The organism is Salmonella sp. NW645 (assembly GCF_051703725.1).
Lineage (GTDB): Bacteria > Pseudomonadota > Gammaproteobacteria > Enterobacterales > Enterobacteriaceae > Salmonella > Salmonella enterica.
In genome coordinates, this window is sequence record NZ_JAMMKR010000004.1 from 256,969 (window position 1) to 283,573 (window position 26,605).

A 26,605-nucleotide genomic window follows, 5' to 3' on the forward strand; every position below is an offset into this window, starting at 1 on the left:
ATTACTGGCCGCTCAATACTCGCGCAGGGTCAATGTTGCTCGCCCGCCGCGCCGGATACCAGCTCGCCAGTAAGCTTAACAACAACGCCGTGACCAGTACGTAAACAACGTCCAGCCAATGTAATTCGGATGGCAGGAAGTCGATAAAATAGATATCGCCGGACAAAAACTGATGCCCGATCGCCTTTTCAATCCCATTAATAATGGCGGTAAGCTGAAGCGAAACGACAACGCCGATCGCCACGCCAATCAAGCTGCCCAGCAAGCCCGCCAGTAGTCCGTACCAGACGAAAATGGCACGAATCAAACCATCTTTCGCCCCCAGCGTTCTTAATACCGCAATGTCGCCGCTTTTGTCTTTTACCGCCATCACTAAGGTGGAAACGATATTAAAACAGGCCACGCCGATCACCAGAATCATCGCCAGATACATAATGGCGCGAATCATCTGGATATCGCGATACATATAGCCGTAGGTGCCGATCCAGCTCTTAATGTAGACATAGCTGTTAGTCACCTCACCCGCGTCACGCACCAGTTTGTTCGCATTAAACACGTCATGGACTTTAAGCGCGATACCGGAAACGCTGGCCCCCATATCCAGATACTGCTGCGCATCCTCAAGCGGGATCATGGCGAAGCTGTGATCGAGCTGGCCGCTCAGTTGCAGAATCCCGATGACATGCAAACGCACGCGTTTGGGCTGGAGCAGCTTATGGTCGGTATTCGCATTGGGGATCATGATGGACACCCAGTCGCCCTGTTTCACGTTCAGCGCATCGGCGACACCTTTGCCGATAATGATCTGCTGTTCGCCCGCTTTGAAATGATCCCAGGCGTGATTTTGCACAAATGACGGTAACGCGCTAAGCTGCTGCTCTTGCTTAGGGTCGACGCCTTTAACCTGAATGGCGCGCAAATTCGCCCCGCTCTCTACCAGGCCGGTAAAATTGATATACGGCGCGGCGGCGGCAATGCCCGGCACCTTCTGCACTTTTGCCAGCGCTTCACGCCAGTTGGTCCACGGCTGATTGACCGCTTCAATCTCCCCGTGTGGAACCACCGCCAGAATACGGTTGTTCAACTCGCGTTCGAAACCGTTCATCGCGCTTAAACCGACAATCAATACCGCCACGCCCAGCGCGATACCGATGGTAGAAATGACGGAAATGAGCGAAACCATACCGCCGCGCCGCCGCCCACGGCTGAAGCGCAACCCAATTAATAATGATAAAGGCGACGCCATTACTCAGCCCCCATCAGGCTCAGTTCCGCCGTCAGGCGACCATCGCGCATCTCAAGCTGGCGGCTCATACGTTTCGCCAGTTGCAAATCGTGAGTCACCACCAGAAACGCGGTTCCCTGCAGACGATTTAACTCGCCCAGAAGCTCAAAAATACTGTCGGCATTACGCGCATCCAGATTACCGGTCGGCTCATCCGCCAGTACCAGACGCGGGTTATTCACCAACGCGCGCGCTATCGCGACACGCTGGCGCTCACCGCCGGAAAGTTCCGAAGGTCGATGGGTTGCGCGATGCTCCAGCCCTACGGCGTGCAGCATTTCTCGCGCCCGAGCGTCAATCTCCGCCGGTTTCTTTTTGCCAATTAATAATGGCATCGCCACGTTTTCCAGCGCCGTAAAATCCGGCAGGAGATGATGAAACTGATAGATAAACCCCAGTTTCTGGTTACGTAATTCCGCTTTTGCCGCAGAAGAGAGTTTGCTCATCGGCTGGCCGCTAAAAATCACATCGCCAGAGGTAGGCGTATCCAGCCCGCCTAACAGATGCAGCAACGTACTTTTACCCGAACCGGAACTGCCGACGATCGCCATCATTTCGCCTTCGCCGATACTGAAGCTGACATCGTGCAACACGTCGGTTTGTACGGTGCCTTCCTGATAGCGTTTGCACAGGTTGTCGCATTGCAACAGGATCTTATTCATAACGTAAAGCCTCAGCGGGTTGAGTGGCGGCAGCGCGCCAGGAAGGATAAAGCGTAGAAAGCAGCGCGATGGCCATTGCCACCAGAGCGATAACGATCACCTGTAACGGCTCTATCGCCACGGGCAACGCAGCGCCATCCAGAAACGCGCCGATGATCGGCATCAGGTTATTCAGTTGGCTGGCAAGCAATGCGCCCAGCGCGGCGCCCAACAGCGCGCCGATAATCCCGGCGCTGGCACCCTGCACCATAAAGACCATCATAATTTGTCGCGGCGTCAGCCCTTGAGTTTGTAAAATCGCCACTTCGCCCTGCTTCTCCATGACCATCAGACCCAACGAAGTAATAATGTTAAAAGCCGCGACCGCCACGATGAGGCTCAGCAACAATCCCATCATGTTCTTTTCCATGCGCACAGCCTGGAACAACTCGCCTTTACGTTCGCGCCAATCCTGCCACTTCGTGCCTTGCGGCAGCGTCTGTTGGCTGAGGGTATCGACTTGCAGCGGTTCATCCAGCCACAGACGCCAGCCGGTAATATTGCCTGCCGGATAGCGCATTAAACGCGACGCGTCCTGAATATTGACCAGCATTTCATAGCCATCGACCTCGCTATTGGCGGCAAATGTGCCAATCACCGTAAACAGACGCTGGCTGGGCAGGCGTCCCATTGGCGTAAACTGGCTGGCAGATGGCACCATTAGCCGAATCTGATCGCCGCGGTTGACCCCTAACTGTCCGGCGAGCTGCTCGCCGAGGATGACATTATACTTACCCGGCTGTAATTCGCTTTGCTTCACATTGACCAGATACGGCGTTAATGGATCTTTTTGCGCCGGATCGATACCCAACATCACGCCAACCGCAACGCTACGCGCGCTTTGCAGTACGACATCGCCCGTCGTCAGCGGCGCAATACGGTTAACGCCTTGCAGATTCACCGCTTTTTCCGGCATCTGATTCGGGTTAAGAGAACCATGTTCAGCAGAGAGGATGGCCTGAGGCATCAAACCAAGAATGTTATTTTGCAGTTCGCGCTCAAAACCGTTCATCACCGACAATACCGTGACCAGCGCCATCACCCCCAGGGTAATGCCGATAGTGGAAAGCCAGGAAACGAAGCGACCGAAGCGATCTGCTGCACGCCCGCGCATGTAACGCAGGCCAATGAATAGAGCGACAGGTTGATACATGTAATCCGTCTGGTTGCTGTTAGCAAAGTCCCGAGTATATAAGCGAAAGCGGAATGCGTAAATGTCTGAACCGTAAGAGTTCGTCAGCGTTATTCTGAAAAAGGCCGACAAATCAAGTCACTTACATGTTCATACTTTACCTGTTCGGCGCGTTATCCGGCGGATTCAATTTGCTAATAAACAACGATCGCGGATAATAAAGAACATTGCTTATCAGTCATATGCCCCTGAATACCTGAGTCCTTCATGCTGTCCTGGCGCACAGCCAACCATGAAGCAGCCTGAAGGGTGACGCGTAGAGTGCGGCGTAAAACAAAAAGAGATACTGACAACCGTTATGCCTGAAAAACAACGTTACACGCTGCCGACAAAAGCGGGCGATCAGCGCCAGTTGGGCGAACTTACCGGCGCCGCCTGCGCTACGCTGGTGGCGGAGATAGCCGAACGCCATGCCGGTCCGGTGGTACTCATAGCGCCTGACATGCAAAATGCTCTGCGATTGCATGATGAAATCCGCCAGTTTACCGATCAGATGGTCATGAACCTGGCGGACTGGGAAACGCTACCGTATGACAGCTTCTCCCCGCATCAGGAAATTATCTCTTCGCGCCTGTCCACGCTCTACCAGTTGCCGTCAATGCAGCGCGGCGTCTTGATTGTACCGGTAAACACCCTGATGCAGCGCGTTTGTCCGCATAGCTATCTGCATGGTCATGCGCTGGTGATGAAAAAAGGCCAGCGGCTGTCCCGCGACGCTCTGCGCGCGCAGCTTGACAGCGCCGGTTATCGGCATGTCGATCAGGTGATGGAGCATGGCGAATACGCGACGCGCGGCGCGCTGTTGGATCTCTTTCCGATGGGCAGCGAACAGCCTTATCGCCTCGACTTTTTTGATGATGAAATCGACAGCCTGCGTCTGTTTGACGCGGATACCCAGCGTACGCTGGAGGAGGTCGAGGCCATCAATTTGTTGCCCGCGCACGAATTTCCTACCGACAAAGCCGCTATTGAGCTTTTCCGTAGCCAGTGGCGCGATACCTTTGAGGTAAAACGCGACGCCGAGCACATCTATCAGCAGGTCAGCAAAGGCACCCTGCCCGCCGGGATCGAATACTGGCAGCCGCTCTTTTTCAGCGAACCGTTACCGCCATTATTTAGCTACTTCCCCGCCAATACTCTGGTGGTGAATACCGGCTCGCTGGAAACCAGCGCCGAACGCTTTCAGGCCGATACGCTGGCGCGTTTTGAAAATCGCGGCGTCGATCCTATGCGCCCGCTTTTGCCGCCGGAAGCCCTCTGGCTACGGGTAGATGAGCTCTTTTCCGAGCTTAAACGCTGGCCTCGCCTCCAGCTTAAAACCGACCATCTGCCGGAAAAAGCCGCCAATACCAATCTCGGTTTCCAGAAATTACCGGATTTGGCTATCCAGGCGCAGCAGAAAGCGCCGCTGGACGCGCTGCGTAAGTTCCTCGAATCTTTCAGCGGCCCGGTGATTTTTTCGGTGGAAAGCGAAGGACGCCGCGAAGCGCTGGGAGAGCTCCTGGCTCGCATAAAAATCGCGCCGAAGCGGATATTACGCCTGGACGAGGCGCAGGATGCGGGACGCTATCTGATGATTGGCGCCGCAGAACATGGTTTTATCGACACCCAACGCAATCTGGCTCTGATTTGTGAAAGCGATCTCCTGGGTGAGCGGGTTGCACGTCGCCGCCTGGATTCCCGCCGCACGATCAACCCGGATACGTTGATTCGTAACCTGGCGGAGCTCCACGTCGGTCAACCGGTAGTGCATCTGGAGCACGGCGTCGGGCGCTATGCCGGCATGACCACTCTGGAGGCTGGCGGCATCAAGGGTGAGTATCTGATGCTCACCTACGCCAATGACGCCAAACTGTATGTGCCGGTCTCCTCGTTGCATCTGATTAGCCGCTATGCCGGCGGCGCGGAAGAAAGTGCGCCGCTGCATAAACTGGGCGGCGACGCCTGGTCGCGCGCCCGGCAGAAAGCGGCGGAAAAAGTGCGCGATGTCGCAGCGGAACTGTTGGATATTTATGCGCAACGGGCGGCAAAAGAGGGTTTTGCCTTTAAGCATGATCGTGAGCAATATCAGTTATTCTGCGACAGCTTCCCGTTTGAAACGACGCCCGATCAGGCACAGGCGATTAACGCCGTATTGAGCGATATGTGCCAACCGCTGGCGATGGACAGGCTGGTGTGCGGCGACGTCGGCTTCGGCAAAACCGAAGTGGCGATGCGCGCCGCGTTCCTGGCGGTGGAAAACCATAAACAGGTAGCGGTACTGGTGCCGACCACGCTGCTGGCGCAGCAACACTATGACAACTTCCGCGACCGTTTCGCCAACTGGCCGGTACGCATTGAGATGCTGTCCCGCTTTCGCAGCGCCAAAGAGCAGACGCAAATCCTGTCGGAAGCCGCCGAGGGTAAGATCGATATTCTGATCGGTACGCATAAACTGCTACAAAGCGATGTGAAGCTGCGCGACCTCGGCCTGCTGATTGTCGATGAAGAGCACCGTTTCGGCGTGCGCCACAAAGAGCGAATTAAGGCGATGCGCGCCGATGTCGATATTCTGACGCTCACGGCGACGCCGATCCCGCGGACGCTGAATATGGCGATGAGCGGTATGCGCGATCTCTCCATTATCGCCACCCCCCCTGCCCGTCGTCTGGCGGTAAAAACCTTTGTCCGCGAGTATGATAGCCTGGTAGTAAGGGAAGCGATTCTGCGTGAAATCCTGCGCGGCGGTCAGGTTTACTATTTGTACAATGACGTCGAAAATATTCAGAAAGCCGCAGAGCGGCTGGCGGAACTGGTGCCGGAAGCGCGAATCGCTATAGGCCACGGGCAGATGCGCGAACGTGAGCTGGAACGGGTCATGAACGATTTCCACCATCAACGTTTTAACGTGCTGGTGTGTACTACCATTATCGAAACGGGGATCGACATCCCCACCGCTAACACGATCATCATTGAACGCGCGGATCATTTCGGCCTCGCGCAGTTGCACCAGTTGCGTGGCCGCGTAGGGCGCTCGCACCACCAGGCCTACGCCTGGCTGTTGACGCCACATCCTAAGGCCATGACCACCGATGCGCAAAAACGGCTGGAGGCGATTGCGTCGCTGGAGGATTTAGGCGCCGGGTTTGCGCTGGCGACCCACGATCTGGAGATCCGCGGCGCAGGCGAACTGCTTGGCGAAGAGCAAAGCGGCTCAATGGAAACCATCGGCTTCTCACTCTACATGGAACTGCTGGAAAACGCCGTCGATGCGCTGAAAGCAGGCCGCGAACCCTCGCTGGAAGATCTCACCAGTCAGCAAACGGAAGTCGAGCTGCGAATGCCGTCGTTACTGCCGGATGATTTTATTCCGGATGTTAATACCCGACTGTCATTCTATAAACGCATTGCCAGCGCGAAGAACGAAAACGAGCTGGAAGAGATCAAAGTGGAATTGATCGATCGCTTCGGCCTGCTGCCCGATCCAGCGCGTAATCTGCTGGATATCGCCCGCCTGCGCCAACAGGCGCAAAAGCTCGGCATCCGAAAACTGGAGGGTAACGAGAAAGGCGGAACGATTGAGTTCGCCGAGAAAAACCACGTTGACCCTGCCTGGCTTATCGGGTTGCTGCAAAAACAACCGCAGCATTTCCGTCTGGATGGCCCGACGCGCCTCAAGTTTATTCAGGATTTAAGCGAACGTAAAACGCGTATAGACTGGGTACGCCAGTTCATGCAGCAACTGGAAGAAAACGCTATTGCATAAGCGTCAGGCCGGGCGTCATTACCCTGCGTCCGGCCTAATCTTTACAAATTCTTTGCACTTCCCTGCAGTTCCAGACACAGCCAGCCGCCATAATTCTTATTTCCTCTTTTATAAAAATAACCACATAATAATCATGGGTTTATTATAATGTTCAACAATACGCGACTCTCTCGCTGGTGGGCGTTGTTTGCGCTTACCGCGACCATCATGCTTGCCCTTCCCGCGCAGGCAAATACGTGGCCTCTTCCGCCCCCCGGCAGTCGACTGGTGGGAGAAAATAAATTCCATGTCGTTGAAGACGACGGCGGCTCGCTGGAGGCGATCGCCAAAAAATATAACGTGGGCTTTTTAGCCCTGTTACAGGCCAACCCCGGCATTGATCCTTACGTGCCACGCGCAGGCAGCGTGCTGACGATTCCGCTGCAAACGCTGCTACCGGACGCGCCACGTGAAGGTATCGTCATTAACCTCGCGGAATTACGGCTTTACTATTATCAACCGGGGAAAAATACGGTCACGGTCTACCCTATCGGGATTGGCCAACTGGGCGGCGATACCCTGACGCCAACGATGGTGACGACCATTTCGGATAAACGCGCCAATCCAACCTGGACGCCGACCGCCAATATTCGCGCCCGTTATAAAGCGCAAGGCATCGATCTCCCCGCCGTGGTGCCTGCCGGTCCCGATAACCCAATGGGGCATCACGCGATTCGTTTAGCGGCCTACGGCGGCGTCTATCTGTTACATGGCACGAATGCCGATTTTGGCATTGGTATGCGCGTCAGTTCCGGCTGTATCCGTCTGCGCGACGGTGATATAGAGACATTGTTCCGTCAGGTCACGCCGGGAACCAAAGTGAATATTATCAATACGCCGATTAAAGCCTCGGTGGAGCCAGGCGGCGTGCGACTGGTGGAAGTTCATCAGCCGCTGTCTAAAAATATAGGCGACGATCCGCAGGTGCTGCCGATTGTGCTGAATGGCCCGATGCAGACCTTTAAGGACGCGCCGCAGACCGACGCCGCGGTGATGGAACATGTTATGGAAGTGCGCTCCGGAATGCCGGTGGATGTAACCCGTCAATCAGAGGCGAAACCGCAGTCGCTGTAAGCGTGAATAGCTGACCGACAAAAAAGCCTCGCGATGCATCGCGAGGCTTTCTCTTTTTATTGTGGCAATCGCAGCGGCATTAATGAGGGTTAATGCTTACTTATAGATTACCGCCGTACCGTGAAGGGTATTCGGGCCGGTAACAGAGGTAATACGGAAAGACTTCGCCCCCATCTCCTGCGCTTTTTGCGCCAGCTGATCTTCCAGCGAGCCCAGATTCGTGCCGCCATTCGCGGAAATGGTGCCAAACTTCTGTTGACCTTCTGGCGTTGCCTGAACTTCAACGGCGGCGAAGCTGGCGAATGAGAGCGAACTCAGTACCACAGCAGCGATGAGGGTTTTTACGTTTTTCATAGTGATGACCTTTAGCAGATGAATGGGTGTCGTAAGTATTAACTTAACGATCGATAAGTTAATCATAGATGTGATCTACATCACACGTCAACTTCTTTTTATAATGATCGTTATATAATTTATAAAGATGTTATTTTTCATGTGAATAGAATTGATTTATTTTTCTAATGAATACTCTGGAGCCAGAAGTGGTTTGTTTTTATAATAGAGAGACCGCTCTTTAAACAGGTACAACGGCATCATGACAACGGATACCACGAGTTGCGCGAAGAAAAGCCGTGGCCGACCAAAAGTGTTCGACAGGGAAGCTGCGCTTGATAAGGCCATGACTCTCTTCTGGCAGCACGGCTATGAAGCAACTTCGCTTGCCGATCTCGTAGAGGCTACCGGGGCGAAAGCGCCTACTCTCTATGCGGAATTCACTAACAAAGAAGGATTATTTCGCGCTGTCCTGGATCGCTACATCACTCGCTTTGCCTCAAAGCACGAAGCCCAGCTCTTTTGTGAAGAGAAAAGCGTGGAATCGGCGCTGGAAGATTACTTCACAGAAATTGCCGCCTGCTTTACCAGTACGGACACGCCGGCTGGCTGCTTTATGATTAATACGTCCGCCACCCTCGCCGCCTCCTCGCGCGATATCGCTCGCACGGTAAAATCACGCCACGCCATGCAGGAACAGACGCTCATCCAGTTTTTGCGCCAACGTCAGGAGCGCGGTGAAATTCCGGCGCACTGTAACCCGCAGGCGCTCGCGGAATATATAAACTGTATTTTACAGGGAATGTCGATCAGCGCCCGCGAGGGAGCCACCTTCGAACAACTGATGCAAATTACGCGTACGACCCTGCGCATCTGGCCTGAACTGCTCAAGTCCTGAACGACGCGGCTTCGGATAAAAAAAGCCCCTCAGCCTGAGCGAATGAGGGGCTAACTTGCAGAGTACAGCTTTTTTATGCTTTGTTATTCAGAACCAGTTGACCATTGCCGTCGAGGGGAATTTGCGTTCCGGGGTCTTTATCCATGCGGATTTTGCCCTGCTGATCGCCAATTTTATAGGTCACGTCGTAGCCAAGCATCTTTTCAGATTTGTCATACACCGTCTTACAGCGTTGCTGCGTGGTAGTATAAGTATCACTTTCCTGCATTGATCCCTGGATTTGATTGCCAGCATAACCGCCGCCCAGCGCCCCGACGACCGTCGCCACATCTTTACCACGACCGCCGCCAAATTGATGTCCAATCACGCCGCCTGCTACTGCGCCAAGCACCGAGCCGGCAATACGGTTTTCGTCCTGAACCGGTCTGCGATGCGTGACCGTGACATTACGGCACTCCTGACGCGGCGTTTTTACCGTCTCTTTAATCGGTTTAGCCGATATCACCTGCGCATATTGCGGACCACGATCAAATACGTTGAGACTGGCCACTGCCGCCACACCCAGCGCAGCCGCTACGCCAATCCCTATACCCGCCAACATTGATTTATTCACGGGAGTTCCTCCTTCGTTGCTATTGGTAACAATTTTGCAACCAGTATGCGAACAAAGCCAATCGGAATGAGGATGAAAAATGCGGGATGAGGCGGTAAAGCTGAAGGATTCGGACAACTCCGAAGCGAGTGATGGAGAAGCGCTCACCGGCGCGAGCAGCCGGTGAGGCGCAGAGAAATTAATGCAGTTTCAGGCGCGGACGAATGACGCGGTTGATACTGCCCACCAGCATCATCAGGCCAGTTTTAAAGTATCCATGCAGCGCTATCTGGTGCATACGGTATAGTGAGATATACACGAAGCGGGCGATACGTCCTTCAATCATCATTGAACCGCGTGTCAGGTTCCCCATCAGACTACCCACGGTAGAGAAGTTGGACAGAGAGACCAGCGAACCATGATCTTTATACTGGTAAGCTTTCAGCGGTTTGCCATTCATCTGCGCCAGAATGTTATTCATCGCGCAGGTAGCCATCTGATGCGCCGCCTGAGCGCGAGGCGGCACAAAACCTCCCTCCGGGCGTGCGCAGGAAGCGCAGTCGCCAATCGCATAAATATCAGGATCGCGCGTGGTTTGCAGCGTCGGTTCCACCACCAGTTGGTTAATGCGGTTCGTTTCCAGACCACCAATCTCTTTCATAAAATCTGGCGCTTTGATACCCGCCGCCCACACCATCAGATCGGCCTGAATATATTCACCTTCTTTCGTATGCAGACCGCCTTCGTCGGCGCTGGTGACCATAGTTTGCGTCAGCACGCGAACGCCCAGTTTGGTCAGTTCATTATGCGCGGCGCTGGAGATACGCGGCGGCAACGCAGGCAGAATACGCTCGCCAGCCTCAACCAACGTCACGTTCAGCGCGTCGTTGGTGAGCCCCTTATAACCATAGCTATGCAGCTGTTTTACCGCATTATGCAGTTCAGCCGACAGCTCAACCCCCGTCGCACCGCCGCCAACGATGGCGATATTGACCTTACCGTTCGCGCCCAGATTAGCCGAATACTTGAGGAACAGGTTCAGCATCTCCTGGTGAAAACGGCGCGCCTGATGCGGGTTATCGAGGAAGATACAGTGCTCTTTCACGCCCGGCGTGTTGAAATCATTAGAGGTGCTGCCCAGCGCCATCACCAGCGTGTCATACGCGATTTTGCGCTCCGGCACCAGCAGTTCGCCCTTTTCATCACGCAGCTCGGCAATGGTGATGGTTTTCGCTTCGCGATCGATATCCATCACCGACCCCAGTTGGAACTGGAAACCATGATTACGCGCATGAGCCAGATAGCTCAGCGCATCCACGCCTTCGTCCAGAGAGCCAGTCGCCACTTCGTGCAGCAATGGTTTCCACAGATGGCTGTGATTTCTGTCTACCAGCGTGATTTTCGCTTTTTTCTTGCGCCCCAGTTTATGGCCTAACTGCGTCGCCATTTCCAGCCCGCCAGCGCCGCCGCCGACAATCACGATCTTTTTTAATGGTGTAGTCAACGTGACCCCCTTAAATTTATTAACCAATTGTTAATTAAAAGTTATTAGCATAGCCTTTAATTAACAACAAGTTACGTTAATGAGAATAAGCTTCTGATATGAGAATAGCATGAACGGTGCATTGGTCATACCAAAATTGATGTGCATCAAGTTTTCATGCTGAAAAGATAGACAGTTTGCGAGAATTGAGCATAAAAAAACCAGCCGCAAGGCTGGTTATCCGGTCACTGATAACGCCATATTGCCGGATGGCGTTATCCCAGCGTTTTAAACGCTTTGATACGTTGCAAATGCGGCGAAATATTTTTGAATTTGTGAGTCTGTTCCTCATCCCACACAATTTCATAATACGGGTGAAGCGCTTGCGCTGAGCGTTGGCTGTCCAGCGCTTCGTCATGACGCGAGAGGATCACCAGACAACGATCGCGATTTTTTTCGCGAAAGTTGGTCACGCACTTTGTGGCGATGTCCGCATATTCTTCCGGGCGATCGATTTTCCCCTCCATGTTTTCATAGGGGAACAGGTTCGGGTTAAAAACCACCTGACGGATATCGCACAAAAAGCCAATCCGCTCCGCCCAGTAACCGCCCAGCCCCACGCCACAGATTAAAGGGCGCTCGTCCACATTCAACTGCAACATTTTGTCCACTTCTTTCAGCAGATGCTGCATATCGTGCTTAGGATGCCGCGTACTGTAGCTTACCAGCCGAACATCCGGGTCGATAAACTGTAATTGCAACACTTTTTCATGGTTGCCCGGACTATTTGAATCAAAACCGTGTAAATAAATAATCATCTGGCACCCTCACGAAAACTCGAGTTAATGACCTGCTTTTTCTTCCTGCCAGCGTTCATGTAACTGGTTGAGCTGGGCGCTGGCTGTTTTCCAGCGTGCTGAGTCCATGAGCTCCCGGCGTGAAAATGAACCTTTATGATACAAACGTGTAACACGTTCTGCTTTGATCGGCGACAGATTATCCAACACGCTGACTGCGCCTTTACGATTATTGCAGACCAGAATCATATCGCAACCCGCATCCAGCGACGCCTGAGCGCGCTCAGCATAGCTGCCCATAATCGCCGCGCCCTCCATCGACAGATCGTCGGAGAAAATGACGCCGTCAAAGCCTAACTCCTGACGCAGCACCGTTTTCAGCCAGTACGGCGAACCGCTTGCCGGGCGTGGATCGATAGCGCGGTAGATCACGTGGGCAGGCATAATCGCATCCAGTTTATTCTCGCTAATCAGCGTGCGGAACACCGACATATCTTTGCCACGGATATCCGTTTCAGGACGTGGATCGCACGGCGTCTCTTTGTGGGAGTCCGCCGTGACCGCGCCGTGGCCGGGGAAATGCTTACCGGTCGTTTTCATCCCGGCGTCATGCATGCCGTCAATAAAGCGCGTTGCCATTGCCAACGCTTTTGCGGGATCGGCATGATAGGAGCGCTCGCCAATTGCCGCGCTGATATGCCCGACGTCCAGCACTGGCGCAAAACTGATATCAATATCCATCGCGATCATTTCGCTGGCCATCAGCCACCCTGCCTCCTGCGCCAGTCGTCCCCCCTCTTCCAGCCCATGCAGCGCAAAAAAAGATTGCGCCGCGGGCAGGCGGGTAAACCCTTCACGGAAACGCTGTACGCGCCCGCCTTCCTGATCGACGGCCACCACCAGATGGTTACGCGATGCCGCCCGAATCTGGCGCACTAATTCGCGCAGCTGTTCCGGGTCATGGTAATTACGCGTGAACAGAATAAGCCCGCCAACCAGCGGATGCGCCAGTATCTCGCGCTCCTCCGCATCCAGCTCACATCCTTCGACATTCAACATTACTGGGCCCACACTGCTCTCCTTATCCTTTCATACGTAGCTGGCGCCAGGTTTCATCGGCCAGCCTGATAAATTGTTGCTCGCCGGTTTGTCGCCAGCGGTATTCGAACCACCCTGCTTTTAGCATAATGACCCAGGGGTGCCATAATCGTATCTGTCGCCATAGTTGCCGGGCGTCGATTCGCGCGCGCGCGGCATAAGCGTCTGCCAGTTGTCGGTGCTGGCGTTCATCCTCAACCCATACTGCCGCCAGCTCCAACGCAATATCGCCGTCTCCGGCATACTCCCAGTCAATCAGTCTCAACCCGGCGGGCGTTAATACTATATTGTCGCCATGGACATCCATATGCAAAGGCGCGAGCCGCAGCGGGCGAGGTTCTCCGTTTTTTTGCAACTGTTTGAGCCGCCGCAACCAAAACGGCGTACGCCTTGCCGGATCGCAACACGACCAGTACTGCGCCAATAGTGGCGATAGCGCGATACGCCAGCCAAAACGCGGCTGTTGATGCAAATGATACAGTAAGGCCGCCAGTTCGTCGGCATCTGGCAGAGCGGAATTTACCACACCATGCAGATATTCTACCGCCATCCAGCCTGGCGTATAAAAAAGCGCTCGCGGCGCAAGACTGGCCGGCAATTGGGATAAGGCGCGGTAATGACGTAAAAAATGGGCTGGTGGAGCGTCGGGGTCGTGATGACGACGCAGCACGACACGGTGAGTATCGTGGGCAATAATACAGCTCCCGCCGCTTAGCCCCTGCGATGCGGCGACGGCGGGACGATACTGGGGAAAATAGCGCGACAGGATCTCGTCGCGCGTTAAGGGATTATTGTTGTTGGACCGCACCTTTACCTGACCAGATTATCTCGCCCGTTTGCACCAGCATTAACTGCATCTGTAATGCAGGCGCGTTAACGTTACCGGATGCGCTGGAGTAAAGTACATATTGCGCCCCGACATTGCGCGCAATGCCAATAGCTTTACTGCGCGTTCCCAGACTATCCTGCGGAGACAACCCTAACTGCTGTTTTGCCATCGAGAGTTGCTGTACGGAGACCAGCGTAAATTTACCGTTGTTCGCCAGCGCATTACGTAACGTTTCCGTTGCCTCGTTCGCATTTAACGACCCATTCGTCCGGTTATTCACGCTGTCGACAAGCAATACGCTTCCGGCCGTCACGCCATCAGCCTGCAACATTTTGCTGACCAGCGGTTGCATCGCGCCGTTCCAGTCATAGTGGCGCACCTTAGGCGCTGGCTGGCCCGTTTGATCTTCATGTTCGATCGGCCCCGGTTGCTGTGGAATGGTTGGCACAGACGGCACAACAGGAGGCTGTGGTGGCTGCGCGGGTTGTTCTGGCGCTGGTTTTACCTCTTCAACTGGCGCAGGTTGACGTTGCGCCATACACCCGGAGAGAAATATCGCCAGCGCAGCAATGGCAGCGTAGCGATGCATTTTTGTCATCAAAATTCACTCCTCACAAATAAAGATAAAGCCTGACCTTATGCGCCCCCAGATAATTGGCGCTGCCAAATAGCGTTACCGACGAACGCGCGGGTATGGTTACGCTACGCGGCGCCTCCAGCGGATGCATCTCCAGCCCCCGCGCGTCATACCAGTAAAACCGATAATGAACGGTTATGGGCTCTTGCCTTTCGTTATAGACGCGGGAAGAAGCTGATGGCTGGATATCAGACGCCGTCAGTTCAGGCGGCTCTGCGGTGACCCCCGCCGCCAGAACCGTGGACTCCATCACCAGCGACTGCGCGTCGCTTACCGGAATTTCAGGGTGTGACCGGCAGCCGGTAAGCAGCAGCAAGCCCAGAGAAACCGCGATGCATCCTTTGATCATATTTACAAGCCTTTATGCGCCAGCATCGGGCCTAGCGGGCGGCCGCCCAGTAGGTGCATATGGATATGATAAACTTCCTGGCCCCCATGACGGTTGGTATTCATGATTAAACGATACCCATCTTCGGCAATGCCTTCCTGTTCGGCGATTTTCGCCGCCACGGTGATCATCCGACCTAACGCCTGTTCATGTTCCGCCGTCACGTCATTGACGGTTGGGATCAGGATATTGGGAATAATCAAGATATGCGTCGGCGCCTGCGGTGAAATATCACGAAAGGCGGTGACCAGCTCATCCTGATAAACGATATCCGAAGGGATTTCACGACGAATAATTTTGCTGAATATAGTTTCTTCTGCCACGACGTTTTCCTTTTTCATAATAGCCCTTGCAGCGCACATGCTACGCCGAGCCATACTGCGAGTATAGAGTATGAGCGAGTTACCGACGCTCTTTCAACTTTAACCCACGATTTATTAAGCGAAAAATGACTACATGCTGGGCTTACCGCCATATCCCCCTGCCATGACGCCTTTGTACGCTTAAAAAATATTTTTAGTTTGCCTGTTTATACCGTTTTACACATTTAATACAAATGCGTATATTTCTCATTTGTATTTTTATGCGCATTAACTAGCAAAGAATGAAAAGGTTCAACGTCATACGTCCTGAACTTACCCCAATAACAAGCAAGGATTTTCAGATGTCTTTCATTCAATACCGCCGGGACAAACACCTTCAGTCCACCGCCGCACCGTCGCTGTTAGCTATGGGTATGGCGATGGCATTTATGCCTGCCGCCTTCGCGGCTGAGGATACCGTTATTGTCGAGGGCGCGACGACCGCTGACGCCGTAAACCGCGAAGAACAGGATTACAGCGTGAAAACGACCGCTGCGGGCACCAAAATGACGATGACTCAGCGCGATATCCCGCAGTCGGTCAGTATTGTCAGCCAACAGCGTATGGAAGACCAGCAGTTGCAAACCTTGGGCGAGGTGATGACCAATACGCTGGGGATCAGCGGAAGCCAGGCTGACTCCGATCGCATCAGCTATTACTCGCGCGGGTTTGAAATTGACAACTATATGGTTGACGGTATTCCAACGTATTTTGAGTCCCGCTGGAATCTGGGCGATGCGCTAACGGATACCGCGCTGTATGAGCGCGTGGAGGTGGTTCGCGGCGCGAATGGGCTGATGACCGGAACCGGTAATCCTTCTGCCTCAATAAATATGATTCGTAAACACGCCACCAGTCGGGAGTTCAAAGGTAACGTCTCCACAGAATACGGTAGCTGGAATAAGCAGCGTTACGTCATGGATCTGCAAAGTCCGCTCACCGCAGACGGCAATGTCCGTGGGCGCATCGTGGCGGGTTATCAGAATAATGATTCCTGGCTGGACCGCTATAACAGTGAGAAAGCGTTCTTTTCCGGAATTGTCGATGCCGATCTGGGTGCAACCACTGGCCTTTCAGCCGGTTATGAATATCAAAAAATTGATGTCAATAGCCCGACCTGGGGCGGTCTGCCGCGCTGGAACACCGATGGCAGCAAAAATAGCTATGACCGCGCGCGTAGTACCGCCCCGGACTGGGCTTATAACAACAAAGAGATAAATAAATTCTTCGTCACGCTTAAGCAGCGTTTTGCCGAAAGCTGGCAGGCGACCCTGAATGCGACCCATACTGAGGTCAAATTCGACAGTAAAATGATGTATATCGATGCGTTAGTCGATAAAGAGACAGGTACGCTGGTGAGTCCTTATGGCGCAAGCTACCCCGTGGTCGGCGGTACGGGCTGGAACAGCGGCAAGCGCAAAGTAGATGCCATAGATCTCTTTGCCGATGGCGCTTATGAGCTGTTTGGCCGTCAGCACAATATGATGTTTGGCGGCAGTTATAGTAAGCAGAATAACCGCTATTTTAGCGCCTGGGCGAACGTCTTTCCGGACGACATTGGCAACTTCAGCGCCTTTAACGGTAATTTCCCCCAAACCCACTGGGCGCCACAAAATCTGGCGCAGGACGATACCACGCATATGAAATCGCTGTATGCCGCTACGCGCATTTCGCTGGCTGATCCGCTGCATCTGATTCTTGGCGCTCGTTATACCAACTGGCGTGTTGATACACTGACCTACAGCATGGAGAAAAACCATACCACGCCGTATGCCGGGCTGATTTATGATATCAACGACAACTGGTCCGCTTATGCCAGTTATACCTCTATCTTTCAGCCGCAGAATAAACGTGACAAAGCAGGTCAATATCTGGCTCCGATTACCGGTAATAACTATGAAGCGGGCCTGAAGTCCGACTGGATGAACAGCCGCCTCACCACCACGTTGTCCGTGTTCCGCATTGAGCAGAATAACGTCGCTCAGGCAACCACTATTCCCATCCCTGGCAGTAATGGGGAGTTTGCCTGGAAGTCTACTGACGGAACGGTGAGCAAAGGCGTCGAATTTGAAGTGAACGGCGCAATTACCGATAACTGGCAGATGACTTTCGGGGCTACCCGGTATGTTGCCGAGGACAATGAAGGTAACGCCGTGAACCCTAATCTCCCGCGCACCAGCGTGAAGTTATTCACCCGCTATCGTCTGCCGGCGATGCCGGAGCTGACGGTCGGCGGCGGCGTGAACTGGCAGAATCGGGTTTACAAAGATACCACGACGCCGTACGGCACTTTCCGCGCCGAACAGGGCAGCTATGCGCTGGTCGATCTGTTTACCCGCTATCAGGTGACGAAAAATTTCTCCGTACAGGGAAACATCAACAACCTGTTCGATAAAACCTACGACACCAATATTGATGGTTCCATTGTTTACGGCGCGCCGCGTAACGTCAGCCTCACCGCCAATTATCAGTTCTGACAGACTGTCGGAGAGCGGCATATAAAGCGCCATTAAAAAAGGCAGCCGAATGGCTGCCTTAATTCTCCCCAACATCATTACTGCTTAGCTGTTACGGATGTACTCATCCATTTCCGTTTTCAGGTTATCGGATTTCGTACCGAAAATAGCCTGAACGCCGGAACCCGCGACGACAACGCCTGCCGCGCCCAGTTTCTTCAGGCCAGCCTGATCCACTTTCGCTACATCGGCTACGCTCACGCGCAGACGCGTGATACAGGCATCCAGGTTAGTGATGTTCTCTTTACCGCCAAACGCCGCAACCAAAGCCGGCGCCATTTCGCTGGTCGCGCCCGCTTTTGCGTCATCAGTAGTGTCTTCACGACCCGGCGTTTTCAGATCCAGCGCTTTGATCAGCACGCGGAACACGGTGTAGTACACAATCGCATAACCGGCACCAACAATCGGGAACAGCCACAATTTGCTGCTGTTACCGGACAGCACGATAAAGTCGATCAGACCGTGGGAGAACGACGTACCGTCACGCATCCCCAGCAGGATACAGATCGGGAATGCCAGACCTGCCAGAATCGCGTGAATAATGTACAGGATCGGCGCCACGAACATGAAGGAGAACTCGATAGGCTCGGTAATACCCGTCAAAAACGAGGTCAGCGCGGCGGAAATCATTATACCGCCCACTTTTGCGCGGTTTTCCGGTTTAGCAGAGTGCCAGATAGCAATGGCCGCAGCCGGCAGACCGTACATTTTGAACAGGAAGCCGCCAGACAACATACCCGCCGTCGGGTCGCCCGCCATATAGCGCGGAATGTCGCCGTGGAATACCTGACCCGCTGCGTTGGTGTATTCGCCGATCTGCATCTGGAAAGGAACGTTCCAGATATGATGCAGACCAAACGGCACCAGGCAACGCTCGATAAAACCGTAAATACCAAACGCGACAACCGGATTCTGATAAGCCGCCCACTGCGAGAACGCCTGGATAGCCGTACCGATTGGCGGCCATACGAAAGACAGCACCACACCGGTAAAAATAGCGGCCAGACCCGAAATGATCGGCACGAAGCGTTTGCCCGCAAAGAAGCCCAGATACTCAGGCAGTTTGATACGGTAGAAGCGGTTAAACATATACGCTGCGATCGCACCGGAGATAATCCCCCCGAGAACACCCGTATCAGCAAGGTGTTTAGCGGCGATCTCTTCAGCAGGTAAATGCAGAACCAGCGGCGCAACCACAGCCATGGTTTTCACCATGATGCCATACGCTACTACCGCCGCCAGAGCCGAAACGCCGTCGTTGTTGGTAAAGCCCAACGCCACGCCGATAGCGAAAATCAGCGGCATATTGGCAAAAACAGATCCGCCCGCTTCTGCCATAACGTGCGATACAACGGCTGGCAGCCAGCTGAAGTTAGCGGAACCGACACCCAGCAGGATACCTGCGATAGGGAGTACGGATACCGGCAGCATCAGCGATTTACCGACCTTTTGCAGGTTAGCAAATGCATTCTTAAACATAATTGAGAGTGCTCCTGAGTATTTGTGCTTTTCTACGTTCTCACGCATTGGCGAGGGGGGAGAACCCCGCCGTGGACAGGACATCTAAGTGCCCTTTTATTTATTACACAGAGTAAAATAAATACGTCTGATTTTGTTTGACGGCTATCACGTTTCAGCGCCAGATAGCCTAAAAAGTATCACATTCTGCCAAAATGGGTTTCCGAATGTTTCTATAAGCTCGCTCACCGCCCCTTTTGTGGCGGTGAACTTTACGCGTTTTGCTTATTAATTACGAGCTTTAAAAAAACTCGTTTAACGGATTGATGACAGACGAGACGCGTCAATATGGAACAGGCGAGCAAAGTTATCGGTGGTGATCTGCGCCAGTTCTTCAACGGCAACCCCTTTCAATACCGCCATATATTCTGCGACGTCGCGTACCATCGCAGGCTGGTTCTCTTTACCGCGATGCGGCACCGGCGCCAGATAAGGAGAATCGGTCTCGACTAATAACCGATCCAGCGGCACATAGCGCGCCGCATCACGCAACTGTTCAGCGTTACGGAACGTTACGATGCCGGAAAAAGAGATATAAAACCCCAGATCCAACAATTTGCCGGCCGTTTCTCTGTCTTCTGTAAAACAGTGTAGTACGCCGCCGCAATCCGTCACTTTTTCTTCACGCAGGATAGCCAGCGTATCGGCACGCGCGTCGCGAGTATGGACAATCACCGGTTTATGCAATTCGCGGCCAATCTGGATATGATGAATAAAAGACGCCTGCTGGCGGATTTTGGTCTCAGGCGTGTAAAAATAATCAAGCCCGGTCTCGCCCATCGCCACCACATCGTCTTCTGCAGCAAGGAGGCGCAGTTCTTCTACGTCATACGCTTCATCCTGATTTAACGGATGCACGCCGCAGGAAAAGACCACATTATCGCGCTTGCCCACCAGCTCGCGCATATGGCGATACCCCGGCAGCGTCGTCGCCACCGCTAAACAGAACTTCACATCGCGCGCGGCGGCTTTCGCCAGCACATCGTCCACGTCCTTATGCAAAGATTGATAATCCAGACCATCAAGATGGCAGTGTGAGTCGACTAAAAACATAATGTCTCTCTCAAAGATGAGGAACAGGCAACAAGGTGCCTGGTTGCAGGTAATGCTCGATGCGGAGAATGAGATCGGTTAATACCAGTTCGCGGTTTAATCCGGTCACATGAAGTAATTGATCACGACAATGGCAAACATCGTTCAGGATTGCCTGAATACGCGCCGGGGATAGCGGCCCCGCCAGCGCGGCAACAACCGCGTCCGCATCAACGTTTGTCAGGTACGACGCGCCGTGCTGACGTTTAAGAGCATCAACCAGCAGCGTCGCCAGCCAGTGCAGGCGCGCCGGGGCTTGCTCATGATTGAGCGCCGTTAATAACGCATACCAGTCGCCCGTATGTAAACTGTCCATTAACGCCTGACACAGCGCCTCACGCTGCGCCCAGCGTTCAGACTGCAACAGCGCCAGCGCGGCGCCGGGCGACCCCGCATTCAGGCGTAGCGCCGTGAGCAATGCTTCTTGTGACGCCGTCACTTCTCGCGACAGCCATGACATCGCATACGATTCGGACGGCGGCGCCAGATGATGCAGCCGGCAGCGGCTGCGTAATGTCGCCAACAGACGAGCAGGCTCCGGGCTGGCAAGGAAAAACCAGGTTTGCTCCGGCGGCTCTTCCAGCGTTTTGAGCAACGCATTGGCGGCGGCGTCGGTTAATAGCGCCGCATCCGCAATCCACACCACCTTCGCGCCGCCCAGACGGGAGTGCTCGTACAATTTCTCGCTGACCTCGCGTACCGCATCTACGCCGAGGCTGCTTTTGCCTTTATCCGGCGTCAGCGTGTAATAGTCCGGATGCGTGCCAGCCTGCATAAGCTGACAGCCACGGCAATGCCCACAGCTTTTGTGGCCCTCAGGCTGCTGGCATAACAGATAACGGCTCAGCGCATAGCACAGCGCCTCGTCGCCCATGCCAGGTAAGGCCTGAATCAGTAGCGCATGGTGCCCACGTCCCGCCTGGTAACTTTCTACCAGTTTTTCATAGGCGGGCCGTAACCATGGATACCATTTCATGCCGCTTGCTCCTGCACCCACTTCGTCACCGTGGCGCGAATGTCGCGCATGACGGCATCCAGCGGCTGGGTCGCGTCAATGGTGCGGATACGCGAGTCTTGCGCCGCCAGTTCCAGATAGCGCGCGCGAGTCCGGTTAAAGAAATCAAAAGATTCCTGCTCAATGCGATCCAAATCGCCGCGCGCTCTGGCGCGTTTTAGCCCGACTTCCGGCGTGACATCCAGATACAGCGTCAGGTCAGGGCGAAAATCGCCCAGCACGGCATCGCGTAGTGTCGCCAGCATGGTTTGATCAATGCCGCGCCCTCCCCCCTGATACGCCTGGGTCGAGAGATCGTGTCGATCGCCGATCACCCATACGCCTTGCGCCAGCGCGGGTTTGATTACCGTTTCGACGAGCTGTACGCGAGCGGCATAAAACATCAGCACTTCCGCTTTATCGGTAATCACTTCGTCGCCTACCGATCGAATATCCAGCACCAGACTTCTCAGTTTTTCGGCAAGCTGCGTACCGCCCGGCTCACGGGTAAAAATCATGTTACGAATACCCAGTTGCTCAAGGGTCTTCACCACCACGTCGCGCGCAGTGGTTTTTCCGGCGCCTTCCAGGCCCTCGATGACGATATAATTACTGCCCATTTTTTTCCTTAAGCACTTTCAGGTACTCCTGCACTGACCGATTATGGCTGGCAAGATTGGTGTTAAATGTGTGACCGCCTTTACCGTCGGCCACAAAATAGAGATACGGCGTTTTCGCCGGATGCGCCGCCGCCTGCAATGACGCTTCGCTGGGCGATGCAATCGGTCCTGGCGGCAGCCCGGTTATGGTATACGTGTTATAAGCCGTCGGCTTTTCCAGATCCGCACGCGACAAGTTACCATTATAACTCGTCCCCATCCCGTAAATCACGGTGGGATCGGTCTGAAGGCGCATACCGATTCTCAGGCGATTAATAAAGACTGAAGCCACCTGATCGCGTTCGCTGGCGACAGCCGTCTCTTTTTCAATAATCGAGGCCATTGTCACCAGTTGGTTCTGATCTTTATAAGGCAGCCCCTCGGCCCGGCCTTTCCAGACAGTATCGACAGCTTTCACCATCTTTTGGTGCGCTCGCTTGAGAATAGCGACATCGCTGGTGTTGGCGGTATACATCCAGGTATCGGGCCAGAACCACCCTTCTACCCATTCCGGGTGCGCAAGCTTTAATGCCTGAGCGACAGTGGCGTAGTCATCATCCGGCAATGTATGGCGAATATACGGCGCCTCTCGTAGCTGTTTCAGGTAATCGCTAAGGCGCATCCCTTCCACAAACCGCAACGGGAATTGCGCTTCTTTGCCGCTCTCCAACAACTCAAGCATCTCCCGTACGGTCATCCCCGGCGTAAAACGGTAAGTTCCCGCTTTAAAGTGCGATAACTCAGGCTCCACGCGCAGCAGCCACTGAAATACCCGGGGGCGATTAATGATTTTTTCATCATAAAGCTGGTCGCCAAGCGCCAGCCGCCCCGTTCCCGCCTTGAGCGTAAAGATAGTCTCGTCTTTAATAAGTAACGTGCTGTTCGCCAGATGGCGAACTTTCCACATCCCCACGCCCGCGGCAATACCCAGCACAACCAACAGCAGAAGGAAAACGCCTGACAATTTTTTCATAACTAATTCGGATGCTCACAAAATGGGGCTAAAAATTGAAACAGTGTTCGCGAAGAATACGACGTCCCGTGATAGGCGCGTATGGGAATAATCGGCATTAGCGCATTGCAGATGATAACCTCATCCGCCTGCCTGACCGCCTCCTCTCTCGCCTGAACTTCAAGGACCTGGAAAGGAGATTGCGCCAGTTGGCGTAAACAAAATTGTCGCATAATGCCGTTCACCCCGGCCTGATCCAGACGCGGCGTAAAAACAATGTCGCCTGTACGCCAGAACAAATTAGCCGCACAGCATTCCGTAACCCATCCCTCGCTGTCAAGAACCAGCGCCTCATCGGCGTCCGTCTGCTCAAGATGAGAGCGAATCAACACCTGTTCGAGGCGGTTCAGATGTTTTAATCCGGCAAGATAAGGATTGCGCCCAAGCGGTATGGGACTAAGGGTAAGAGTGATGCCTTGCTTACGCCACTGAGAATAATAAGCGGGATAAGCAGAAACGGAGAGGATTCGGGTAGCTGCCTGACAATTCATGGCGCTGTATCCCCGGCCGCCGCTGCCACGGCTAATGATCACTTTCAACACGCCTGAATCATGCCCTGTGGCCAACATTGTCATCTCTTGCCGAAGGGTCGCCCAATGGCTAAAAGCGATCTGTAATTTTTCACAGGCAACCTGCAAGCGCTGAAGATGCGCTTCCAGATGGCAAATGTTGCCATCAACAATACGTGCGGTCGTAAAACTGCCATCGCCGAACTGCGTCGCCCGGTCGCTTACAGCAAGTTGATCCTGCGCATGGCCATTAATTAAAAACATAGTGGCTCCTTATCCGTCGCCTGCTAGTGTGGCAGGATGAATAACGCAGAACAAGAGGTGATATGCCTGATAAAAAAGGCCCGACAAGCGGACCTTTTTATTAATGTTTGTCTCTGGCTTAACTTAAATCTTTTTAAAAATCAAGGAACCGTTAGTACCGCCAAAGCCAAAGGAGTTACACAGAGCGTACTCCAGATCGCTGACCTGGCGCGCTTCATGCGGCACGAAGTCCAGATCGCAACCTTCATCCGGGTTATCCAGATTAATGGTTGGCGGAATGGCCTGATCGCGCAGCGCCAGAATAGAGAAAATAGACTCTACTGCGCCTGCGGCGCCCAACAGATGGCCGGTCATCGATTTGGTCGAGCTCACCATCACTCGGCTTGCGGCATCGCCAAAGACTGACTTAACCGCCTGCGTCTCAGCTTTGTCGCCGGCAGGCGTCGACGTGCCGTGCGCGTTGACGTAGCCAATCTGAGCAGGCTCAATCGCGGCATCACGCAACGCGTTAACCATCGCCAGCGCAGCGCCTGCGCCATTTTCCGGCGGCGACGTCATATGGTAAGCATCGCTGCTCATACCAAAGCCGACGATTTCAGCATAGATTTTCGCACCACGCGCTTTTGCATGTTCGTACTCTTCAAGCACCAACATACCGGCACCGTCGCCCAGTACAAAACCATCGCGTTCTTTATCCCACGGACGGCTCGCCGCCTGTGGGTTATCGTTGCGGGTCGACAGCGCGCGCGCTGCGCCAAAACCACCTACGCCCAGCGGCGTACTGGCTTTTTCTGCGCCACCTGCCACCATCGCGTCCGCATCGCCATAGGCGATGATACGCGCGGCATGGCCGATGTTATGCACGCCTGAAGTACAGGCAGTCGCAATAGAGATGCTTGGCCCACGCAGGCCATACATGATAGTCAGATGGCCTGCTACCATGTTAACAATCGTCGACGGGACAAAGAACGGGCTAATCTTACGCGGTCCGCCTTTTACCAGCGAACTGTGGTTTTCTTCGATCAGACCGAGACCACCGATACCGGAGCCGATAGCGGCGCCAATACGGCTTGCGTTCTCTTCCGTCACTTCAAGGCCAGAATCCTGCATGGCCTGTACGCCAGCGACAATTCCATATTGAATGAAGGCATCCATCTTGCGCTGTTCTTTGCGCGAGATAATGTCATCACAGTTAAAATCCTTTACTAAGCCAGCAAATTTCGTTGCATAGGCGCTAGTATCGAAATGGTCGATCAGGCTGATGCCACTCTGACCGGCAAGGAGAGCTTTCCAGGTAGACTCTACGGTATTGCCGACAGGAGACAACATGCCCAGTCCGGTCACAACTACACGACGCTTAGACACGGTTGTCCTCCAGGGAGGGAAAATGATTCTAGTGGGACAAAAAGATAAAACTCAGGCGGTCGAATGACCGCCTGGAGATGTTCACTTACGCCTGGTGGCCGTTGATGTAATCAATGGCAGCCTGAACGGTGGTGATTTTCTCAGCTTCTTCGTCCGGAATCTCAGTATCAAACTCTTCTTCCAGAGCCATTACCAGCTCAACGGTGTCAAGAGAATCTGCGCCCAGGTCTTCAACGAAAGAAGCATTGTTGGTTACTTCTTCCTGCTTAACGCCCAGCTGTTCGCCGATAATTTTCTTAACGCGTTCTTCGATAGTGCTCATACTCTTAAATTTCCTATCAAAACTCGCTTTCGCGATGGTTTTCGTAGTGTATAAAATGTTGAAAAATTTGCAACTAAATCCCGGCAGGTCTTACCACGATTTTACGTTATTTTGCGGCCTTTCGCCCTAATAACGCAAATATTTTTCAATCGTGATTAAACCATGTACATTCCGCCGTTGACGTGCAGAGTCTCACCAGTGATGTAACTCGCTTCGTCAGAGGCTAAAAATGCAACCGCACTGGCGATTTCCTGAGCGCCGCCGAGGCGACCCGCAGGCACCTGCGCCAGGATACCCGCACGCTGATCGTCAGACAGCGCACGCGTCATGTCCGTTTCAATAAAACCCGGAGCCACAACATTGACAGTAATACCACGGGACGCAACTTCACGCGCCAGTGATTTACTGAAACCGATCAGGCCCGCTTTCGCCGCAGCGTAGTTTGCCTGACCTGCATTTCCCATGGTACCAACCACAGAACCAATAGTGATAATGCGACCACAACGCTTTTTCATCATAGCGCGCATTACCGCTTTTGACAGGCGGAAAACGGATGATAAATTGGTTTCGATAATATCGTTCCACTCATCATCTTTCATTCGCATCAACAGATTATCACGAGTGATACCGGCATTATTAACCAGGATATCCACTTCACCAAATTCTGCGCGAATATTTTCCAGAACAGATTCAATAGATGCAGGATCGGTCACATTCAACATCAAACCTTTCCCGTTAGCACCTAAATAGTCGCTAATGTTCTTCGCACCATTTTCACTGGTCGCAGTCCCGATAACTTTCGCGCTGCGGGCAACGAGAGTCTCTGCAATTGCGCGGCCTATGCCACGGCTTGCACCAGTCACCAGCGCAATCTTTCCTTCAAAGCTCATGGTTTTCCTCT

General features: G+C 53.6%; 25 protein-coding genes. 4 read left to right on the forward strand and 21 right to left on the reverse strand.

Going from position 1 to position 26,605, the window contains the following annotated elements; translation table 11 throughout:
• Position 1: 1 nt before the first annotated feature.
• The 3 genes from lolE to lolC are packed head-to-tail and all read right to left on the reverse strand — an operon-like array spanning position 2 to position 3,139.
• The gene (lolE, locus tag NA389_RS10865) at positions 2-1,246 is read right to left on the reverse strand and encodes a lipoprotein-releasing ABC transporter permease subunit LolE (RefSeq protein WP_000168095.1); all 1,245 of its coding nucleotides are present in this window, start codon (positions 1,244-1,246) and stop codon (positions 2-4) included.
• A complete protein-coding gene (gene lolD, locus NA389_RS10870; protein WP_001033714.1) occupies positions 1,246-1,947 on the reverse strand; it encodes a lipoprotein-releasing ABC transporter ATP-binding protein LolD in 702 nt (233 codons plus the stop codon). The genes lolE and lolD overlap by 1 nt, the downstream gene beginning before the upstream one ends.
• Positions 1,940-3,139 (reverse strand): lipoprotein-releasing ABC transporter permease subunit LolC, encoded by a 1,200-nt coding sequence (gene lolC, locus NA389_RS10875; protein ID WP_001518787.1) that lies wholly within the window; start codon positions 3,137-3,139, stop codon positions 1,940-1,942. Before lolC ends, lolD begins: the two co-directional genes overlap by 8 nt.
• A gap of 337 nt (positions 3,140-3,476) precedes the next feature.
• Here lolC and mfd point away from each other — a divergent pair, with 337 nt between their 5' ends.
• Both mfd and ldtC read left to right on the forward strand, forming a co-directional pair.
• Positions 3,477-6,923: a transcription-repair coupling factor gene (gene mfd, locus NA389_RS10880; protein ID WP_001114324.1), complete on the forward strand. Its 3,447-nt coding sequence runs from the start codon at positions 3,477-3,479 to the stop codon at positions 6,921-6,923.
• 147 nt (positions 6,924-7,070) lie between these two features.
• Positions 7,071-8,036, forward strand: coding sequence for a L,D-transpeptidase LdtC (gene ldtC / locus NA389_RS10885; protein WP_000482962.1), 966 nt, complete (start codon positions 7,071-7,073; stop codon positions 8,034-8,036).
• A gap of 96 nt (positions 8,037-8,132) precedes the next feature.
• On the opposite strand, the gene bhsA is transcribed toward ldtC, so the two are convergent.
• Positions 8,133-8,390, reverse strand: a complete 258-nt coding sequence (bhsA, locus tag NA389_RS10890; protein WP_000800161.1) for a multiple stress resistance protein BhsA — start codon at positions 8,388-8,390, stop codon at positions 8,133-8,135.
• A 241-nt stretch (positions 8,391-8,631) separates the two neighbouring features.
• On the opposite strand from bhsA, the gene comR reads away from it, so the two are divergent.
• The gene (comR, locus tag NA389_RS10895) at positions 8,632-9,267 is read left to right on the forward strand and encodes a TetR family copper-responsive transcriptional repressor ComR (protein ID WP_000205986.1); all 636 of its coding nucleotides are present in this window, start codon (positions 8,632-8,634) and stop codon (positions 9,265-9,267) included.
• Positions 9,268-9,340: 73 nt separating this feature from the next.
• On the opposite strand, the gene NA389_RS10900 is transcribed toward comR, so the two are convergent.
• The 8 genes from NA389_RS10900 to hinT form a co-directional block, all read right to left on the reverse strand.
• Positions 9,341-9,880 (reverse strand): glycine zipper 2TM domain-containing protein, encoded by a 540-nt coding sequence (locus NA389_RS10900; RefSeq protein WP_001043449.1) that lies wholly within the window; start codon positions 9,878-9,880, stop codon positions 9,341-9,343.
• Between the two features lie 178 nt (positions 9,881-10,058).
• Positions 10,059-11,363: an NADH-quinone dehydrogenase gene (ndh, locus tag NA389_RS10905; RefSeq protein WP_000211053.1), complete on the reverse strand. Its 1,305-nt coding sequence runs from the start codon at positions 11,361-11,363 to the stop codon at positions 10,059-10,061.
• 254 nt (positions 11,364-11,617) lie between these two features.
• Positions 11,618-12,160, reverse strand: a complete 543-nt coding sequence (ycfP, locus tag NA389_RS10910) for an alpha/beta hydrolase YcfP (RefSeq protein WP_000587945.1) — start codon at positions 12,158-12,160, stop codon at positions 11,618-11,620.
• A 24-nt stretch (positions 12,161-12,184) separates the two neighbouring features.
• Positions 12,185-13,210 (reverse strand): beta-N-acetylhexosaminidase, encoded by a 1,026-nt coding sequence (gene nagZ / locus NA389_RS10915; protein ID WP_000529340.1) that lies wholly within the window; start codon positions 13,208-13,210, stop codon positions 12,185-12,187.
• Positions 13,211-13,220: 10 nt separating this feature from the next.
• Complete coding sequence (gene thiK, locus NA389_RS10920) at positions 13,221-14,045, reverse strand: thiamine kinase (protein WP_001257331.1); 825 nt, start codon at positions 14,043-14,045, stop codon at positions 13,221-13,223.
• Complete coding sequence (gene lpoB / locus NA389_RS10925) at positions 14,026-14,664, reverse strand: penicillin-binding protein activator LpoB (RefSeq protein ID WP_000164359.1); 639 nt, start codon at positions 14,662-14,664, stop codon at positions 14,026-14,028. Before lpoB ends, thiK begins: the two co-directional genes overlap by 20 nt.
• 13 nt (positions 14,665-14,677) lie before the next feature.
• Positions 14,678-15,052, reverse strand: coding sequence for a YcfL family protein (locus NA389_RS10930; RefSeq protein WP_000589563.1), 375 nt, complete (start codon positions 15,050-15,052; stop codon positions 14,678-14,680).
• 2 nt (positions 15,053-15,054) lie between these two features.
• On the reverse strand, positions 15,055-15,414 hold the full coding sequence (hinT, locus tag NA389_RS10935; RefSeq protein ID WP_001532068.1) for a purine nucleoside phosphoramidase: 360 nt from the start codon (positions 15,412-15,414) through the stop codon (positions 15,055-15,057).
• Between the two features lie 341 nt (positions 15,415-15,755).
• Between hinT and fhuE the strand changes: the two genes are divergently transcribed.
• Complete coding sequence (gene fhuE, locus NA389_RS10940) at positions 15,756-17,930, forward strand: ferric-rhodotorulic acid/ferric-coprogen receptor FhuE (RefSeq protein ID WP_000008418.1); 2,175 nt, start codon at positions 15,756-15,758, stop codon at positions 17,928-17,930.
• Positions 17,931-18,014: 84 nt separating this feature from the next.
• Here the strand turns inward: fhuE and ptsG are convergent, their stop codons facing one another.
• The 9 genes from ptsG to fabG all read right to left on the reverse strand — a co-directional run bounded on the left by ptsG (position 18,015) and on the right by fabG (position 26,594).
• Positions 18,015-19,448 (reverse strand): PTS glucose transporter subunit IIBC, encoded by a 1,434-nt coding sequence (ptsG, locus tag NA389_RS10945; protein ID WP_000475705.1) that lies wholly within the window; start codon positions 19,446-19,448, stop codon positions 18,015-18,017.
• A 294-nt stretch (positions 19,449-19,742) separates the two neighbouring features.
• Positions 19,743-20,540 (reverse strand): metal-dependent hydrolase, encoded by a 798-nt coding sequence (locus NA389_RS10950; protein ID WP_000480268.1) that lies wholly within the window; start codon positions 20,538-20,540, stop codon positions 19,743-19,745.
• Positions 20,541-20,550: 10 nt separating this feature from the next.
• Entirely contained in the window at positions 20,551-21,555 is a 1,005-nt protein-coding gene (gene holB, locus NA389_RS10955) for a DNA polymerase III subunit delta' (RefSeq protein WP_000872450.1), read from the reverse strand.
• Entirely contained in the window at positions 21,552-22,193 is a 642-nt protein-coding gene (tmk, locus tag NA389_RS10960) for a dTMP kinase (protein ID WP_000535406.1), read from the reverse strand. The genes holB and tmk overlap by 4 nt, the downstream gene beginning before the upstream one ends.
• Positions 22,183-23,205 (reverse strand): cell division protein YceG, encoded by a 1,023-nt coding sequence (gene yceG, locus NA389_RS10965; protein WP_000736454.1) that lies wholly within the window; start codon positions 23,203-23,205, stop codon positions 22,183-22,185. Before yceG ends, tmk begins: the two co-directional genes overlap by 11 nt.
• Before the next feature lie 2 nt (positions 23,206-23,207).
• The gene (gene pabC, locus NA389_RS10970; RefSeq protein ID WP_000478652.1) at positions 23,208-24,017 is read right to left on the reverse strand and encodes an aminodeoxychorismate lyase; all 810 of its coding nucleotides are present in this window, start codon (positions 24,015-24,017) and stop codon (positions 23,208-23,210) included.
• A gap of 123 nt (positions 24,018-24,140) precedes the next feature.
• Positions 24,141-25,382 carry a beta-ketoacyl-ACP synthase II gene (gene fabF / locus NA389_RS10975; RefSeq protein WP_000044664.1) on the reverse strand — a complete coding sequence of 414 codons (1,242 nt, stop codon included), beginning with the start codon at positions 25,380-25,382 and terminating at the stop codon, positions 24,141-24,143.
• An 85-nt stretch (positions 25,383-25,467) separates the two neighbouring features.
• Positions 25,468-25,704 (reverse strand): acyl carrier protein, encoded by a 237-nt coding sequence (gene acpP, locus NA389_RS10980; protein ID WP_000103754.1) that lies wholly within the window; start codon positions 25,702-25,704, stop codon positions 25,468-25,470.
• A gap of 155 nt (positions 25,705-25,859) precedes the next feature.
• Positions 25,860-26,594: a 3-oxoacyl-ACP reductase FabG gene (gene fabG, locus NA389_RS10985; protein WP_079917081.1), complete on the reverse strand. Its 735-nt coding sequence runs from the start codon at positions 26,592-26,594 to the stop codon at positions 25,860-25,862.
• Positions 26,595-26,605 lie beyond the last annotated feature (11 nt).